General features: G+C 31.1%; 14 protein-coding genes. 2 read left to right on the forward strand and 12 right to left on the reverse strand.

The window, feature by feature from the left end:
* Positions 1-7: 7 nt before the first annotated feature.
* From KLA_RS02915 to KLA_RS02925, 3 genes are read right to left on the reverse strand one after another with little or no spacing between them, the layout of a single operon-like run.
* A complete protein-coding gene (locus tag KLA_RS02915) occupies positions 8-1,531 on the reverse strand; it encodes a sugar ABC transporter ATP-binding protein (RefSeq protein ID WP_034643639.1) in 1,524 nt (507 codons plus the stop codon).
* A gap of 1 nt (position 1,532) precedes the next feature.
* Positions 1,533-2,597 carry a substrate-binding domain-containing protein gene (locus tag KLA_RS02920; protein ID WP_034643643.1) on the reverse strand — a complete coding sequence of 355 codons (1,065 nt, stop codon included), beginning with the start codon at positions 2,595-2,597 and terminating at the stop codon, positions 1,533-1,535.
* Positions 2,598-2,619: 22 nt separating this feature from the next.
* A complete protein-coding gene (locus KLA_RS02925; RefSeq protein ID WP_235183511.1) occupies positions 2,620-3,450 on the reverse strand; it encodes a hypothetical protein in 831 nt (276 codons plus the stop codon).
* A gap of 263 nt (positions 3,451-3,713) precedes the next feature.
* Here KLA_RS02925 and KLA_RS02930 point away from each other — a divergent pair, with 263 nt between their 5' ends.
* Positions 3,714-4,445 (forward strand): NUDIX hydrolase, encoded by a 732-nt coding sequence (locus KLA_RS02930; RefSeq protein WP_013622440.1) that lies wholly within the window; start codon positions 3,714-3,716, stop codon positions 4,443-4,445.
* Positions 4,446-4,794: 349 nt separating this feature from the next.
* On the opposite strand, the gene KLA_RS02935 is transcribed toward KLA_RS02930, so the two are convergent.
* Both KLA_RS02935 and KLA_RS02940 read right to left on the reverse strand, forming a co-directional pair.
* A complete protein-coding gene (locus KLA_RS02935; protein ID WP_034643648.1) occupies positions 4,795-6,258 on the reverse strand; it encodes a CotH kinase family protein in 1,464 nt (487 codons plus the stop codon).
* 196 nt (positions 6,259-6,454) lie between these two features.
* Positions 6,455-7,549: an alkene reductase gene (locus tag KLA_RS02940; protein WP_034643650.1), complete on the reverse strand. Its 1,095-nt coding sequence runs from the start codon at positions 7,547-7,549 to the stop codon at positions 6,455-6,457.
* 432 nt (positions 7,550-7,981) lie between these two features.
* Here KLA_RS02940 and KLA_RS02945 point away from each other — a divergent pair, with 432 nt between their 5' ends.
* On the forward strand, positions 7,982-9,457 hold the full coding sequence (locus KLA_RS02945; RefSeq protein ID WP_034643654.1) for an iota-carrageenase: 1,476 nt from the start codon (positions 7,982-7,984) through the stop codon (positions 9,455-9,457).
* Positions 9,458-9,513: 56 nt separating this feature from the next.
* Here the strand turns inward: KLA_RS02945 and KLA_RS02950 are convergent, their stop codons facing one another.
* The 7 genes from KLA_RS02950 to KLA_RS02980 all read right to left on the reverse strand — a co-directional run bounded on the left by KLA_RS02950 (position 9,514) and on the right by KLA_RS02980 (position 16,405).
* Complete coding sequence (locus KLA_RS02950; RefSeq protein WP_013622436.1) at positions 9,514-9,846, reverse strand: TfoX/Sxy family protein; 333 nt, start codon at positions 9,844-9,846, stop codon at positions 9,514-9,516.
* A 6-nt stretch (positions 9,847-9,852) separates the two neighbouring features.
* Positions 9,853-11,751, reverse strand: coding sequence for a monovalent cation:proton antiporter-2 (CPA2) family protein (locus KLA_RS02955; protein WP_034643657.1), 1,899 nt, complete (start codon positions 11,749-11,751; stop codon positions 9,853-9,855).
* Positions 11,752-11,754: 3 nt separating this feature from the next.
* On the reverse strand, positions 11,755-12,348 hold the full coding sequence (locus tag KLA_RS02960) for an NAD(P)H-dependent oxidoreductase (protein WP_034643659.1): 594 nt from the start codon (positions 12,346-12,348) through the stop codon (positions 11,755-11,757).
* A 98-nt stretch (positions 12,349-12,446) separates the two neighbouring features.
* Complete coding sequence (locus tag KLA_RS02965) at positions 12,447-13,229, reverse strand: SDR family NAD(P)-dependent oxidoreductase (protein ID WP_034643661.1); 783 nt, start codon at positions 13,227-13,229, stop codon at positions 12,447-12,449.
* Positions 13,230-13,458: 229 nt separating this feature from the next.
* Positions 13,459-14,442 (reverse strand): zinc-dependent alcohol dehydrogenase family protein, encoded by a 984-nt coding sequence (locus KLA_RS02970; RefSeq protein WP_034643664.1) that lies wholly within the window; start codon positions 14,440-14,442, stop codon positions 13,459-13,461.
* A gap of 39 nt (positions 14,443-14,481) precedes the next feature.
* The gene (locus KLA_RS02975) at positions 14,482-15,327 is read right to left on the reverse strand and encodes an enoyl-CoA hydratase/isomerase family protein (protein ID WP_034643666.1); all 846 of its coding nucleotides are present in this window, start codon (positions 15,325-15,327) and stop codon (positions 14,482-14,484) included.
* 211 nt (positions 15,328-15,538) lie between these two features.
* On the reverse strand, positions 15,539-16,405 hold the full coding sequence (locus tag KLA_RS02980) for an AraC family transcriptional regulator (protein WP_034643669.1): 867 nt from the start codon (positions 16,403-16,405) through the stop codon (positions 15,539-15,541).
* Between the last annotated feature and the right edge of the window lie 28 nt (positions 16,406-16,433).

A 16,433-nucleotide genomic window follows, 5' to 3' on the forward strand; every position in this document is an offset into this window, starting at 1 on the left:
TATATTATTAATTAGTTTGTTTTAATGGTTCTCCTATGGAGTAACGTAAAATGTTTTCTTCAGAAAATTGATGCTTTTGTAGCTCACCATAAATTGTTCCTTGGTGCATTACCAAAATACGGTCTGTAATCCCCATAATTTCTGGCATATCAGAAGATATTACTACAACACCTACTCCTTTTTTAGCAACTTCATTTATAAGCTTATAAATTTCAATTTTAGCACCAACATCTACACCTCTTGTTGGCTCATCTATAAAAATTACTTTACTATCTATACTTAGCCATTTGGCTAATGCTACTTTTTGCTGATTTCCTCCACTTAGGTTTTTTACATTAACCTCTGAGTTTGGAGTTTTTATATTTAACTTTTTAATTAAACCCAATACCTTTTTATATTCACTATCTATATTTATAAAACCTAATTTACTAGAGATAGATTTAAAGCTGGTAACACTTATATTACGCCTAATAGATAATGGCAAAAACACACCTTCCTCTTTTCTGTCTTCAGATACAAAACCTATTTGGTGTGCAGCTGCATCTACAGGAGAATTTGTTTTAATTTCTTTTCCTTCTAAAAGTAATGTGCCCGATTTTTTTTTGTCTGCACCAAAAATAAGTTTAGCAGTTTCTGTTCTTCCACTACCTCCCAAACCTGCAATACCTAGTATTTCTCCTGGTTTTACAGAAAAAGATACATCATAAACCATAGTATCTTTTGCTGTTAAATTTTTAACTTCAAAAACAGGAATTTCTCCTACTAGATTATCTTTTTTAGGGTATAAATCTTTTAACTCACGACCAATCATTAAATGAATAACACTGTCTTTGTCTGTGTCTAAAGTAGACATACTGCCTGTATCTACACCATCTCTTAACACAGTAATGGTATCTGCTATTTTAAAAATTTCATCTAAATGATGAGATATATAAATAATAGAAATACCTTTTTCTTTTAATTTAAATAGGTTACTAAATAATTTTTTTATGTCTGTAGGATCAAAAACTGTTGTTGGCTCATCTAGCACCAAAACTTTAGTGTCTTCAGATATGGCTTTTGCTATTTCTACTACTTGTTTTTGTACTATACTTAAGTCTCTAACTCTTGCAGATGCGTTAATTTCAAAACCTAAAGAGTCTAATAATTCTTGTGCATTATTGGTTAATTCTTTCCAATTCATCCAAAACTTAGTAGTGCCAAGTTTATGCAGATAAATGTTTTCTGCAACAGACAAATCTTGCACCAAAGACAACTCTTGGTACACTACATTTATACCTAAAACCTGGCCATCATGTGTATTTTTTGGTTTAATTTCTTCACCATCTAAAACCACCTTACCTGTATCTTTTTGGTGCACACCACTAAGTATTTTTATTAAAGTAGATTTTCCAGCCCCGTTTTCACCTAATAAAGCGTGAATTTCTCCGTGCTTTACTTTTATATTTACATCTTTTAGTACAGAAACATTTCCAAAACTTTTAGAGATTCCAGACATTTCTAAACGATACTTGTTAGTAGAACTTTCCATATTAAAATATTGCTTTAGGATTGTAATACTTTGCAGCATTCTCTTTAGTAATTAATAATGGAGCTGTAAAAGATGTTTTATCAAAGTCTCTTTTTCCATTTAAGTACTCAATTGCATATTTTACAGAGTTAATACCTATTTGCACAGGACTGTTCATTGCTGTACAACCATAAAAATCTGTGTCCATTATGTACTTTATAGCCTCTTTTTGTCCGTCTGCACCAGCTACAATTAAAATATCATCTGTTTTGCCCGCTTGTGCAATAGCTTTTATAGCGCCAAGTACACAAACATCAGACTCTGTAATTACTACATTAATATCTGGGTGAGCTACTAAAATATCTTCCATAGCTTTTAGTCCGCCTGCGTAAGACCAATCTGTATAAGCTTGGGTTTTTACATTTAAATCTATTTTACCTTGGGTTCTTAATTGTTCTTCTGTAATACCTTGCAATAAGCCTTGTTTACGTTTTTTACCAACAGGGTTACCAGCATTGCCACTTAATAAGGCAATATTCATTTTAGTTTTCCCCATCTTTTTTACCAACCATTCACCTGCCAACTCACCATTTGCTAGGTTATTAGACTGTATAGTTGTTACAAACTCTGCAGCAGGGTTTATAGAGCTATCAATAATAAACACAGGTATACCTGAAGCTTTAGCCAATTTAGTTACACCTACTAAGGCATCCGGATCTTTTGGGTTTAAAAGCAAAACATCTACACCTTTTGTAATTAAATCTTCTACTGCGGCAACTTGCTTGTTTATATCATCTTGACCATCTGCAGAAATAAACTCCATTCCGTTTTTTTCTGTAGTAGATTTTATACTTTGTAGTAAAGCTTGGTAATAAGGAGCATTTAATGACGGTGTGCAGTAGCCAATTTTTTTACCTGTTAAATCTATTGCACTTTTAAAAATTTGTCCGGTTTCTTCTTCATCACCGTTAGTTGGTTTATTAGTTTTAATTTCCTCTGCACAACTAACCATATTAAAAAGCAAAGTAAATACCAGTAATGGTACACATAGCTTATTAAATGCTATTTTAAAGTTAATAGTTTTCATAGTTTAAGTTTTTTAGTTGTTATTAAAATAAGGTTATATCTAATTGCAATACAGCTTTTTCTGCTTCAGGATTCCACATTAAAGTTACATCTACAGGCAACTTATACCCTTTTATATCTACGTTTTTATTATAAGTTGTACCAACATTTATAATATTACCACTACTTTCTGTATAAAAAGTTTTATCTGTAATAAAAGACCAAGCCCCACCAGCAAAAACAGATAAACTTGAATTTTTATCTTGCCATACTTTACTATTAATTTCAAAATAATGTGTCCAAGAGTTTTTTAAACTACCATCATTTAAAATTTCATAATCTCCTGCACCACCATTAATAATTGTAGCTAAGTATAGTAGCGTATTTGGTGTAACATTATACCCAAAGTTTAGATCTACAAAGTTGTAACCTTGAGTTTTGTCATAACTCCAATAACTTAATTTATCTCCTCTTTCTTCTACTCCTGTGTAATTGTTATGCGTAACAGCTTCTATAAAAAACTTGTCTGAAAAGCGGTATTTAGTATAAATAGACAACTCTTTATAATAAGCACTTACATTTTCTCCCGTATTTTTATTTGTTACATCTGTAGTGGCAAAACTACCTCCGCCCCAAAAACCAAAAGTAAATTTTTCATTTTTTGAGTTAAACTCTAAACTTGTTGCTAATACAGCTCCAGAATGTACAACAAACCCGTGCCATATATGCATATTTTTTATATGAGCACTAACGCTAAATGGTTTGTAACTAACTAAACTATCATTTTGAGCTTGACTTAAATTTACTCCAAAAAGTATTGATAAACCCATATAAATACCAATATTTTTAAAAGAGAATAGCTTACAATTTTTCATAACTAGTAACATATTTACTGCATTAAATTATAAACGTCATTTTTACGTTTATTTTTCAAATGTAAATAAATTAAAACATAAAAACCTAATAAATAGCAATAAAAATATAGTAATTTAACACTTATATGTATTATTTTACCTTTAAATTATCAAATTCACAATAGAATTAGAAAATTATCTAAGCGTAATTATTACGTTTATTGTTAAAAAATAGGTATATTAGCTTAAATAATATACTTTACACCTCTAGATTGATTTATAATATGGAACAGAAAAAAATATTAAATATATCTGTAGATTGTGTGGTTTTTGGTTTTGACACCATTACCAAATCTTTAAATGTTTTACTTATTAAAAGGTATTTAGAGAAAAATAAAGAAGTACTTGTAGATGATTATGTATTAACAGGATACCACGTTTATGAAAACGAAACTTTAGACCAAACGGCTACAAGAGTATTAGAGGAATTAACTGGTTTAAAAAATCAATATAAAAAACAATTTAAAGCCTTTGGTGATCCAGATAGATTAATGAATGAAAAGGACCTTGTTTGGATTAAAAACGAAGAATTTAATTTGCGAACCATAACTATAGCCTATTATTTTTTATTAAAGACAGATGATGTAGATTTAAATAAGAACAAATACAATGCTAAATGGTTTCCGGTAAGCAACTTACCCGAAGTTGGTTTTGACCATAAAAACATTATTTTAGAAGCTTATGAAGATTTAAAAGTAAAGTGTTTGTCTGAACCAATAATTTTTAAACTATTGCCAGATAAATTTACAATAAATGAGGTGCAAGATCTTTACCAGTCTATTTTATGCATAGAAATTGATAATAGAAACTTTAGACGAAAGCTTATTAATAAAAAATATATAATTGCTTTAGATGAAAAGCAGGTTGGGGTTTCTAAAAAACCTGCACAATTGTATATGTTTAGTAAGGATATATATGATAAAATGTTTCAGAAAAACTATTTAATTAGCATATAACAAGCTCATAAATATTAAAACATAAAAAAACCGGTTATTTATAAAATAACCGGTTTTTTAAAACTAACTCAACTACTAACCAATTTAACTACCAACTACAAGTAGTTAAATCTCAATCAATCTAAAAAACTACTATTATAAAAAATCTTATTTACACTACAAAGATGCGGTATTTAGTAATGCTAATGTTGTACTATCTGTGTAATGGGGCTGGTTTTCTGTAAATGCCCTGTTTAATTCTGTAATTGTATTTTACACTAGTATACTTTTAATGGTACATACAAAAAAACCTTAAAAAAGCCAGCTATAATACTATAACTGGCCTTTTAAAATTAATGTTGTTTAGGTACTAATTTAAATAGTTTTGAACTGCTGTTGCACGTTCACTAACGTGATTTTTTAATTCGTCTACTGCTATATAAAAATCTGCACTAGAGTTTAAAAATGTATGTCCTTCTAACTCTGTAGTTGCATAAGGTTCTATTAATGATGCATAATTAGCGTATTTAGATTGCATTGTACTTGTATTAAATGCATTGTCTACTACATCTTGCACATAAGCATTATATGTAGCTTTATAAATATCATCTGCATATAAATAGCCAATTAAAGGCCATTCTGTTGAGTTTACATCAGAAAAATCTAAAGCTAAAGAACCTTGCATATTACCATTTTGTAATGCTTCATTATTGTCCCAAGGTATCCATTGTAATTTTTCTGTATCTGGATTGTTGTATAAGAAGTAATTATGAGTCATTCTACCATAAGTATCCCAGTTTTGTATAACAGTATTTACAGCTAAATATTTTAAAAACATATCTGTATCAAAAACCGATTCTAAATTAGTTCTCCAAGTTTCAGAATCTGTAGTTCTATTTTCTGCGTGTAAAGCTTCAAAAATGCTTAAAATATCTGTATAATCTTCATCGTCTTCATTTGTTTTCTTTACAAAAACATCTTCAGTAAAAGAGCCATCTGCAAAACTTGCGCCATCACCATCTGGTTTGTATAAGTTACCATCATTATCTGCAAATTGTGTGTCTATAACTGTATCATCTACTTCTTCTACCATAGTGTATAAACCAAAATACACAGGTCCGTCTCCGTAATCTACATATACTGCATAAAAAGCAGTGTGTGAGCTAACAACGCCTGCTGCTGTAAATACATCTGCTGCAACTTTTTCTCTAAGCATAGACTTGTCGTTGTAGTTGTTTTTTAAACTCAATTTTTTAAATCCATAAAAACGCTGATTGTCTATTTGTGGATATTCATCTTCAAACTCATCAAAATCTAACTTAAATGATAGTTTTAAATTTCCATTAGACCAAGTAGATTGTAAGCTAGAGTTTCCTTTAAAACGTAATCCCACTCTATACCATTCTTTACCCTCATAATAAACATCACCTGGAACAAAAATAGGGTCTTCATCTGTATCTACTAATCCGTTACCTGCAGGCGGACCACCAGCACCCGGACCAGCACTAACACTTGTGCCAAATTCTCCGTAATTAGCTGTCATATCATCCAACATTGCTTGCCAACGTTCTTCTGTAATTACTAAATCTAATCTCTTTACTTCTGTATCACTAAATACTTCTTCAAAATTAGGATCTGCACTTTTACTGTGTGTAGCATCTGTCCAGTCTATAGCTTCAAAGTCACTATCTTCATATGTTTCTACATAAGCTGTAGTTTCTGTTTCAGGCTGTTCCTCTGTTGTATCTATACTATCGTCAGAATCACTAGAACATGATATAAATAAGAAAATCTGAGCTATAAATAGTATGGTAAATACATTATTTTTTTTCATTATTACTTTGTATTAAAATTAAATTATATGACAAATATGAAAATTAGAAACAAATGAAATAACGAATTTCTGTAAACCAATGACTCTCTTCTGTGAAAAGTAAAATATATACAGTAAAAAATTAATGCAATACGATTAAAACTAAAAAAGGGATATTACAATTAAGTAATATCCCTTTTTTATGCATACTTATATATTACTTGGTTGCCCTTTCATAATCTGTATATCCTTTTTCTCCTGGAACATAAAAAGTACTTTCATCCCACTCTGCAAGTGCCACATTATCTCTAAAACGCTCTACCAAATCCGGATTAGATATATATGGTTTACCATAAGCCACCAAATCTGCATAACCATTTTCTATTACCTTATTCCCTGATTCTTTATCAAAACCAGAATTAATCATTAATGTTCCGTTGTATAACGGTCTAAAATGTTTTGCTATTTCTGTAACCGCAAATGGTATGTTAGATACATCTGTAAATGGTTCTGATAAATGAACATATGCTAAATTATAATCGTTCAATTTTTTTATAATATATTCAAACGTAGGTATAGTTTCTTCATCCATAGTAATACCAAATAGCCCATTTAAGGAAGGATTAAAACGTACGCCTATTTTTTCTTGCGGAATTACTTGTTTCATTTCATCTAAAACTTCAAAGAAAAAACGAGATCTATTTTCTATACTATCTCCGTACTCATCTGTTCTGTTATTAGACGTTGCTGTAAAAAACTGATGAAACAAATAACCGTTAGAAGAATGAATTTCTACACCATCAAAACCTGCTTTTACAGCATTTGAAGCAGCATTTTTAAAATCTTGTATTGTTGCTTTTATTTCTGATATTGTCATTGCTTTTGGCGTAACAGTATCTTTAAAACCCTCTTCTGTATAAGATTTTTCATTAGGATTTATGGCAGATGGCGCTAGGGGTAATTCTCCGTTATGAAAATCTGGATGAGACATACGACCTACGTGCCACAATTGTATAAAGATTTTACCACCTTTATTATGCACACGTTTGGTAACTTTTTTCCAGCCTTCTACTTGTTCGCTAGAGTATATACCTGGTGTATTTATATAACCTACAGCCTTTTTTGATACCTGAGAACCCTCTGTAATTAGCAACCCTGCAGAAGCTCTTTGCTCATAATAAAGTCCTTGCAGCTCATCTGTAGCCGCCTTTTCTTTATTTGTAGCACGACTACGAGTCATTGGTGCCATTACAACTCTGTTTTTAAGCTCTATATTTTTAGTATATGGTTTTAGTAAATTTTGATTACTCATAAAATATGTTTTTTATAATTATGGTGAATTACAAATTTACAAGAGCTTATTGTCAATTTCATTGACCTATATCAATTAAGATATATTTAACTTTTTTAACTGCTAACCACTCTACTTAAATTTTCTGGAAATATACCTAAATAATTAGCAATGTGTTGTTCTATTAGGTTTTAACTATACTAAAGTATTGGTAGTGCTATTTTTAAAGAAAACTAATTTAACTCCTAAACTATTAGTTACACAAAAACGTAAGTACCTAATTATCAATGCTTAAATGATTTTTTTTGCAACAAAAAAATAATGTTATTTAATTATTATTATACCTATTAATTATGTTTAATAGTTAAAATAATGCTAATTAACAGTAATTTACTTCTATATAAGTAAGAATATACATTTTAATATTGCTTAAATTAATTTAAAATTTTTACTATGAGAGTACAATTAAAACATTTTTACGTTGCATCTATGGCTTTATTTGCTATTGGATGTTCTAAGGAAATTGAAGAAAATGAAAATTCAGAACAAGCAGAAATACTTACAGAAGTAAGTGTAAGATCATCTAACTTTTATACTCCTCCAACAGCAGCTATACTGGCAAACAAAGTAAATGTTGTAACAGGATACGGAGTAAATAATAAAGACACTAAAGATGATACTGAAAAAGTGAATAGAGCAATAAAAGATATTGCTAGTACTGGAGGTGTAGTTATACTACCAAAGGGTAAGTATTACTTAAATAAAATTAGAATGCGATCTAATGTCCATTTAGAAATTGAAAATGGAGCTACAATATATCCTACTAGAGGCATTGCTGCTAATAGCAATCATAGAATTTTTGATTTTGCCAGCAAAACAGGAGATAAAATAGAAAACGTAAGTATTATTGGTAAAGGGGGAAAGTTTATTGTGGATCTAAGAGGTAATTCTTCTAAAAACTTAATAGTTGCTGATTTAGGAAATGTAGAAAACTTTAAACTATCTAATATTACTATTAAAGATGAAAAAACAGTTTTTGCATCTATTTTAGTAAGTTTTACAGGAAAACCTGGTAATGCTTGGCCGCATAAAGGTATAGTTCAAAATATAAATCAGACAAATGCACATACTGGTTATGGATTAATACAGGCTTATGCTGCAGATAATATTTTATTTAAAAACCTTAAATGTAAAGGAGGAGTAACACTACGTTTAGAGACAGATAACTTGGCAATGAAAGCTGCTAACAGAGGTGGTGTAAGAGATATTTTTGCTACAAAAATTAGTAACACTAGTGGTTTAACACCAGTAATGTTTTCTCCTCATTTTATGGAAAACGGAAAAGTAACCATAGATGATGTTACCGCTATTGGTTGTGCTTACGCTGTACGTGTAGAACACGGTTTTATAGAGATTTTTGATAAGCAAAATAGAGCTAGCAGTGAAGCTTTTAAAAACTATATAGAGGGTATTTTGGGTGCAGGTTCTGTAGAAACTGTATACAGGCGAAATAATGGAAGAACTTGGGCTGCAAGAATAGCTAATGATTTTAGTGAAATAGCATACAACCACTCTAACCCAGCTGTAAATGGTATTAAGCCAGGAAGTTTTAAAAACTCTACTGTAAAAAATGTAAAAGTAACTTACAAAAATACAGGAGCTAAGCTAAAGCAAGCCTTTTTACCATATTTGCCTTGCTCAGAATGGTCTAAATTGTGTAAACCAGGACCTTCTGGTTTTGAGTATAACGGTCCGTCTTTAGGCGTTACCATAGATAATACTAAAAGAGATAATAGCCTTGGAAACTACAATGTAAACGTAAGTACATCTAATGTACAAGGTTTTCCTAGCAACCACATATTACGTGTTAAGCATAATACGGCTAAAATTTGTAACAAAGGTGTTGGCACTATTAATTCTTGTAACTAAGCAAAAAAACTATAAACTAAACAGCCATTACATATATAATGGCTGTTTTATATTTACTATGATATATTATTTTTATTTAATTGTATTTGGTAAGATTCTTTTGCCCAAACTGTAAAAACATTTTTATTTTCTAAAACTGAAGTAGGCACTGTATAATATGATGGTATAGGAGTTCTGTTTTTAAATACCTTAATAGGTGTTTCTCCTGCGTCTATATATTTTTTTATGTTGGTGTCATCTATTTTTAGCGCTACAACATCTTCATAAAGTAAACAAAACATTAATTCATTACAATACAGTCCTACACCCCCAAACATTTTCTTTGAGGTAATATTATCTAACTTTAATTGATCTAAAACATACTTTAAAAACCCATCAGAAACAGCCATATTTAATTAAGCATTTTTAATTGCTTTATTTTTATTTAATGAAATTCTAATTTTTTCTGCATCCCAATGTCCATCAAACTCAACAACACCTCTTTTAAAGTCTTGTTCTAACAGTTTTTCCTGCTGTTCTAATTCTTTTCTGGCTTTAAAAATATAGCTATCATCTCCTATTTTAGTTTCTTTTGCTAATCGTCTTAGGCTATCTTCATCATATTTTATAAAGTTTTGTATTTGTCGTTGTAACGTATACTTTCTAAAACCCATTTGACTAAGAACTTCACTAGCCAATTTTAATGATGTTTCTAAAGATTCTCTGTAAATATGATCTATATCCATATTTAAAAACTCATAAGCAGCATACCTATTTTTTGCACGTACCATAAGTTTAACCTGTGGATATTTGTTCTTTACTGTTTTAGCCAATTTTTTAATAACGTCTGGGTTATCCATAGCACATATTAAAATATTAGCTTCTGCAATACCTGCAGATTCTAACAAATCTGTACGTGTGGCATCACCGTAATAAACTTCAAAACCCATTTTACGTAAAAAATCAACACGATTAGAGTCGTGATCTAAAATTGTAGCTTCTACTCCGTGTGTACGCAAAAAACGACCAATTGTACTACCAAAATGTCCAAAACCTACTAAAATTATCTTCTGGGATTTGGCAATATGGTCCATAGGTCTTTTTATAGACTCTTTAGTTCCTAAACGTGGTAATATAATGCGTTCATTAATCATACCTATAATTGGCGTTACTGTCATTGTTAAGGCAGTAACTACCAACATAATATCTAACTGATTTTGTTCTAAAATATGTAATGAAAAAGCAAAAGATAACAAAACAAACGCAAACTCTCCTACCTGCGATAATGTAAAACTTAGTTGTAATTTCTGATTTAATTTAAGTTTAAATACAGTAGCTGTTATATAAAGTACCAAAGCTTTTAGTACTATAACCCCAACTAAAATACCGCCTACAGTAAACGGACTTTTAGCTATAACTACAAAGTTAATAGATGCTCCAACAGCCATAAAAAATAAACCTAATAGTAAATTTTTAAAGGGCTCTAAAGTACTTTCTAACTCGTGTTTAAACTCACTGTTAGACAAAACTACGCCACCTAAAAAAGCACCCAATGCTGGACTCAAACCTACTAATTCCATTAAAAATGAGATTCCAAAAACAATAAGTAAGGCAGCAGCTATAAGTAGTTCTCTAACTCCTGTTTTTGCAACCTTACGCAACATTGGTACTATTAAATATTTACCTGTAACAATTATTAAAACTACAGAAACTAGTATTGCTAGTGTTTGCAAACCTAAAGGCAAATTTTGCAATAAATTAGCGTGTCCAGAGGTATTTTCAGACACTTTATTAGTTGTATTTGCTAACAATGGCAATGCACCCAACATAAAAATTACTATAATATCCTGAAACAGTAGTATAGAGAAAGATGAAGCACCAAATGTTGTATTTAATAACCCTTTTTCTTTAATTGTTTGTAATGCTATTGCTGTAGATGACAATGCTACTGCCATTGAAAATGTTAGCGCCACTTTCCAATCAAAACCCAATAGAGAAAATAAAAAATAAGAAATTAGCATTGTACCAGCTACTTGTAAGCCACCCATACCTACAATGGTTTTTCTCATTTTCCAGAAATTTTTGGGTTCTATTTCTAAACCAATTAAAAAAAGCATCATTACCACTCCAAACTCTGCAAAGTGCAATATGTCTTCACCCTCTTTTCCAATAAAACCTAAAACATAAGGTCCTATTAAAACACCAGCAAACAAATAGCCAAGTACAGAACTTAGTCCTAAGCGTTTGGCTATAGAAACACAAATAATTGCCCCTAATAAAAAAACAATAGCCTCAAAAAGAATACTACCTGTCATAATCTATGTATTTAATTGTGGTATATCGTTTAAAAATGAAAATTCACCTATTTCTTCTAAAGATAAGTCTTGCTTAAGTAAATCTAATAAATTATCATATTGATGTGCGTAACTATGTAATGCTTCTTCTTCAATTTTATGCGTTCCCATAACGGTAAATGGTGGATAGTAATACATACCACACAAATTTGCTGTTTGCTCAAAAGGACGTAAAAACTCATTTACAGAAAAACTATTGGTACCTTCTTTACAATAAACAGCTCTTGTACCACCTGTTGTTATAACATTTAAGCACTTTTTACCATACAAAGCGGTACCATTAGGACCGTAAGCCCAACCAAATTCTAAAACCATATCCATCCACTGTTTCATTAAAGGAGGGCAACTATACCAATACAAAGGATGGTGCCAAATAATTATATCATGAGAATTTAAAAGTTCTTTTTCTACAGCTACATCTACATTAAAATCTGGGTAACGTTCATACAAATCATGTATTGTAACCCCTTCTTTTTCTTTAATTTTTTCAATTAAAATAGAGTTCGCCCTAGATTTTTCAAAATTAGGGTGAGAAAACAAAACTAATATTTTTTTCATCTTGCGAATTTAGTTGAAAATAAGATACAAAAAAATGAATTTCTAGTTGCGTTAAACAACCAAAAACTCATTTTAAAAAACAACAATAATAAACTATGTTACACTAAATTAGGCATTGTAGCTTCAATTAATTTTTCAATTTTATTTGTGTCATAAGCATCTGAGTGCGCTGGTGCATATGTACCTTTATCATTATCAAAATACTTGCCTGTTTTAGCTAAATCCGTCATACTTAAATCATAAAGAATATCTACACCTTTATCTGCAGGAGACCAGTGTTGTCCGTATGCTTCTTTTGCCATTTTTGTATTTAATAAAGAACCTGGATTTACAGCTACTACTGTAATAGAAGGCTCTTGTACTGCTAAATAAAAACTCCACATTGTTAACGCTAATTTACTCTGTGCATATGCTTCATTGGCACCTAAACTAGTTTTACCTTCTAATGCTTGTATGTTAACCGTAGACTGTGCAGCAGAACTTAAATTCACAATTCTTGGTGCGTCTGATGCTTTTAAATTTGCTAATAATCCATTGGTTAATACATAAGGAGCAAAATAATTTACCAGTAATCTAATGTCTGTAGTTGTGCTTTTTCCATTTGAAATTAAAACACCGGCATTATTCACTAATACATCAATCTTTGGCATTTTTAAAATAACTTCACTAGCCATTTTTTTTACATCATTTAAATCCGAAAAATCTGCTAAAAAACCAATTACATTATCTGTATTAGCTTGCTCTTTTATTTCTTTTAAGGTTAATGCTAATTTAGATTCACTTCTACCATGAATGGCAATATAATGTCCTTCCTTAGCTAAACGTAAGGCTAATAATTTGCCTATACCGTCTGTGCTTCCTGTAATTAATATATGTTTCATTTTATTTTTTTTAATATTGATATATGTTAGCCAACACTCTTGTAACCCGTTTCTAAATACATAATCTTATAACAAAGATACAATGCCTTTACTCTTATATAATGGTAACAAAAATGGAAGTTTAGGTAAAAAACAAGGTTAACTTTCTAAAAACGAAAAATGCCTCTAAAAAAGAGGCATTCATAGCTATTAGTCAGACATAAGGATACATTGCAAATCCCTATTATTTTTAGTTTTCTACTACTATTTTACCAATAGCTTTACCACTTTGTAAATGTGCGTAAGCATCACCAACTTGTTCTAAAGAAAAGCTGTTTTCATCTACAATTGGAGTTAAGTGTCCTTCGTTAGAAATTTCTGCTAAACGCTCTAATACATTTCCGTGCACGTCTCTTTTAAAATTATGTAACATTGGTATTAACATAAATACTACGTGTAATGTAGCTCCTTTAAAGTGTAACGGTGTTAAATCTAACTCACATAATGATACTGTTGTAGAAATATGTCCGTTTAAGGCAACCGCTTCAATAGAATTGGTTAGGTTTGGACCACCAACGGTATCAAAAACAACATCAAAACCACCATCGGTATATTTTGCTGTGTAATCTGCTACCTTTTCAGTTTTAAAGTCAATAAAGGTTGCTCCAAATTTTTCTACAATTGCTTTTTGGTTTTCTCCTGTTCCTGTAGCAAAAACTTCGGCTCCAAAATATTTTGCCAATTGTACCGCTAAGTGACCAACACCACCAGAACCACCGTGCACCAATACTTTTTGACCTGCTTTTACGCCAGCTCTAGTTAAACCTTCGTAAGCTGTAATAGCTACTAATGGTAAGGCTGCAGTTTCGCGCATTGTTAATCCTTTTGGTTTATGACTAATCAAGTTGCTATCTGCCACAATATATTCTGCTAATGTACCTGGTAAATCTGCAAGTCCGCCTGCACAACCATATACTTCATCACCTACATTAAAACCTTCTACACCATCACCAACTGCTTCTACAATACCTGAAAAATCCATTCCCAATAATGCTGGAGTTGCAGGTGACAAAGGCAAATCATTACCCATATTTTTAATCATAGTGTCTATAGTATTTACACTAGATGCCGCTATTTTTACTAAAACGTGATTTGCGGTAACTTCTGGTTTCGCTATTTCTGAAACTTCAAAATTTGCATTTTCTCCGTAACTGTTTAATAACATTGCTTTCATATCAATCTCTGTTTTTATTTAATTATAATTCTTGTTTTATTAATTTACTTCTTGAATATCCATCACCATTTGCTCCCAATTCTTTTGGTTATTATGGTCAAACTGGGCACCGTTATCATCTGCATATTGGAAACGCTTAACGGCTGGTGTTTTACTTGTTGCTTGAAACAATTGGTATGCTTCTTCTTTTAAAGCCTCTTTAATTGGTAAGTCTATAGACGCATAAACTGCGCGTTTGCTAGCTGCAATAGAATCTGCCGGAAATTTTGAAATACGTTCTGCCAAAGCATCCACATAAGGTCCTATTTCATCAGCGTCTAAAGCTTTGTTTATGGTTCCAAATTTTTCAGCTTCATCAGCATCCCAATCTCTTGCACCTAATATTATTTCCAGTGCTTTTCCTAATCCTGCTTGTCTTGCCATACGTGAAGCTCCACCACCACAGGGTAAAATGCCCATACCTACTTCCATTTGCATAAATTTGGCTCTTCCTCTGGCTGCAAAACGCATATCTAAAGCCAATGCCATTTCGTGTCCGCCACCACGCGCAAAACCTTCAATTTTTGCTATAGTTGCTTGTGGTACTTTGCTTAAGCGTTCTAAAACAGCTTGTAAGTCCAATAACTGTACTTCGTTTCTTGGTACTGCTTCTATAGACATATCTCTAAGCAAGTTGGTATCATAATGACACACCCAATAATCTGGATTAGAAGATTCAAAAACGACTACTTTTACACTTCTATCTCTTTCTAATCGTAAACAAAGGCTGCTTAAATCTGCTAACATTTCTTGTCCTTGTACGTTTACTGGTCCAAAGTTGATATCAATTGTTAAAATTCCTCCTGTTTGTTTTGCCGTAAATGTTTGAAAATTCTTGTAGTCCATAGTATTAAGTTTTTGGTTGATATTTATTCTGTATTAATTACAGTACAAAGGTATCTTGGACATACACTTTTAGATGGGTAAAAAACAAAGGGCTTCTGGTAAAAAAAAAGGTTAATGGATTTTTTTTAGGTAAACAAACTATAGAATACGCTAAAATCATCGATTATGAAAATCGATAACAGCAGTAATAAAAAACTATTTCATTGAAAAATTATGCAGAAATACTAGCCTTATACGCCCCAATAGTCATCCCCTTGTAGCTTTGGAAAGTTTTGTTAAGGTGACTAGAATCTGTAAACCCTAATTTCATTGCAATTTCTGAAAACTGCAAATCGGTATATTTTAAACGGGTTTCTACCAGTTTTAATTTGTAGTTAAGAATGTACTTTTTTAAAGAAACATCGGTATGCTTTTTAAAGTACTCACTAATATAATTGTCCGCCATATGAAACTCTTCTGCCAAGTTTTTGGTGGTAAGCAATTCTGAATTGTAAATATTAGCGTGAATAAAGTTGATGATTTGCTGAATTTTAGATGATTCAACAATTTTAGTGCTCATATCGGCATTTAAAAACTGAATATTACGTGCAATTAAATGAAGAATTACAGAAAGTGAATTTTGAATGATAAAGAGATCATACGATTTCTTTTTATCGTTTTCCGCAGCCACCATTTTTATCAGTGATATTAGGTGTATTTTGTCCGATTCCGTTTCAAAACGCATTTCACGTAATTGATGACTTTCACTGTTTAAAATACCTTCAATTTTACGAAACCAATCGTTTACCGGAAGATTTGCATTTTGCGGAGCATCTCCCCTAAAAAAGCTCTTTAAAAACTTAATGGCTACAGTTGTAGTTGCCGATTCCGGATTTACAATATAAATATCGTCTGGCACAAAAACGAAAATACTGTTAGACGAATAGTTTACCGTTTTACCATTAATTTTAATGGTCCCTGTACCTTTTTCAAAATAAACAATTTCAAAAAACCGAATGGTTGTGTATTTACAAAATTCAAAAAACGTTTGCTCTTTGTATTCTTGAATTACAATATTTTCAATTATCGTACGTGGCATTTTGTTGGTTTTATTTTTAATAGAAAAG

Origin of the sequence: Cellulophaga geojensis KL-A (genome assembly GCF_000568425.1) — a bacterium.
In the GTDB taxonomy this organism is placed as follows: Bacteria; Bacteroidota; Bacteroidia; order Flavobacteriales; family Flavobacteriaceae; genus Cellulophaga; species Cellulophaga lytica.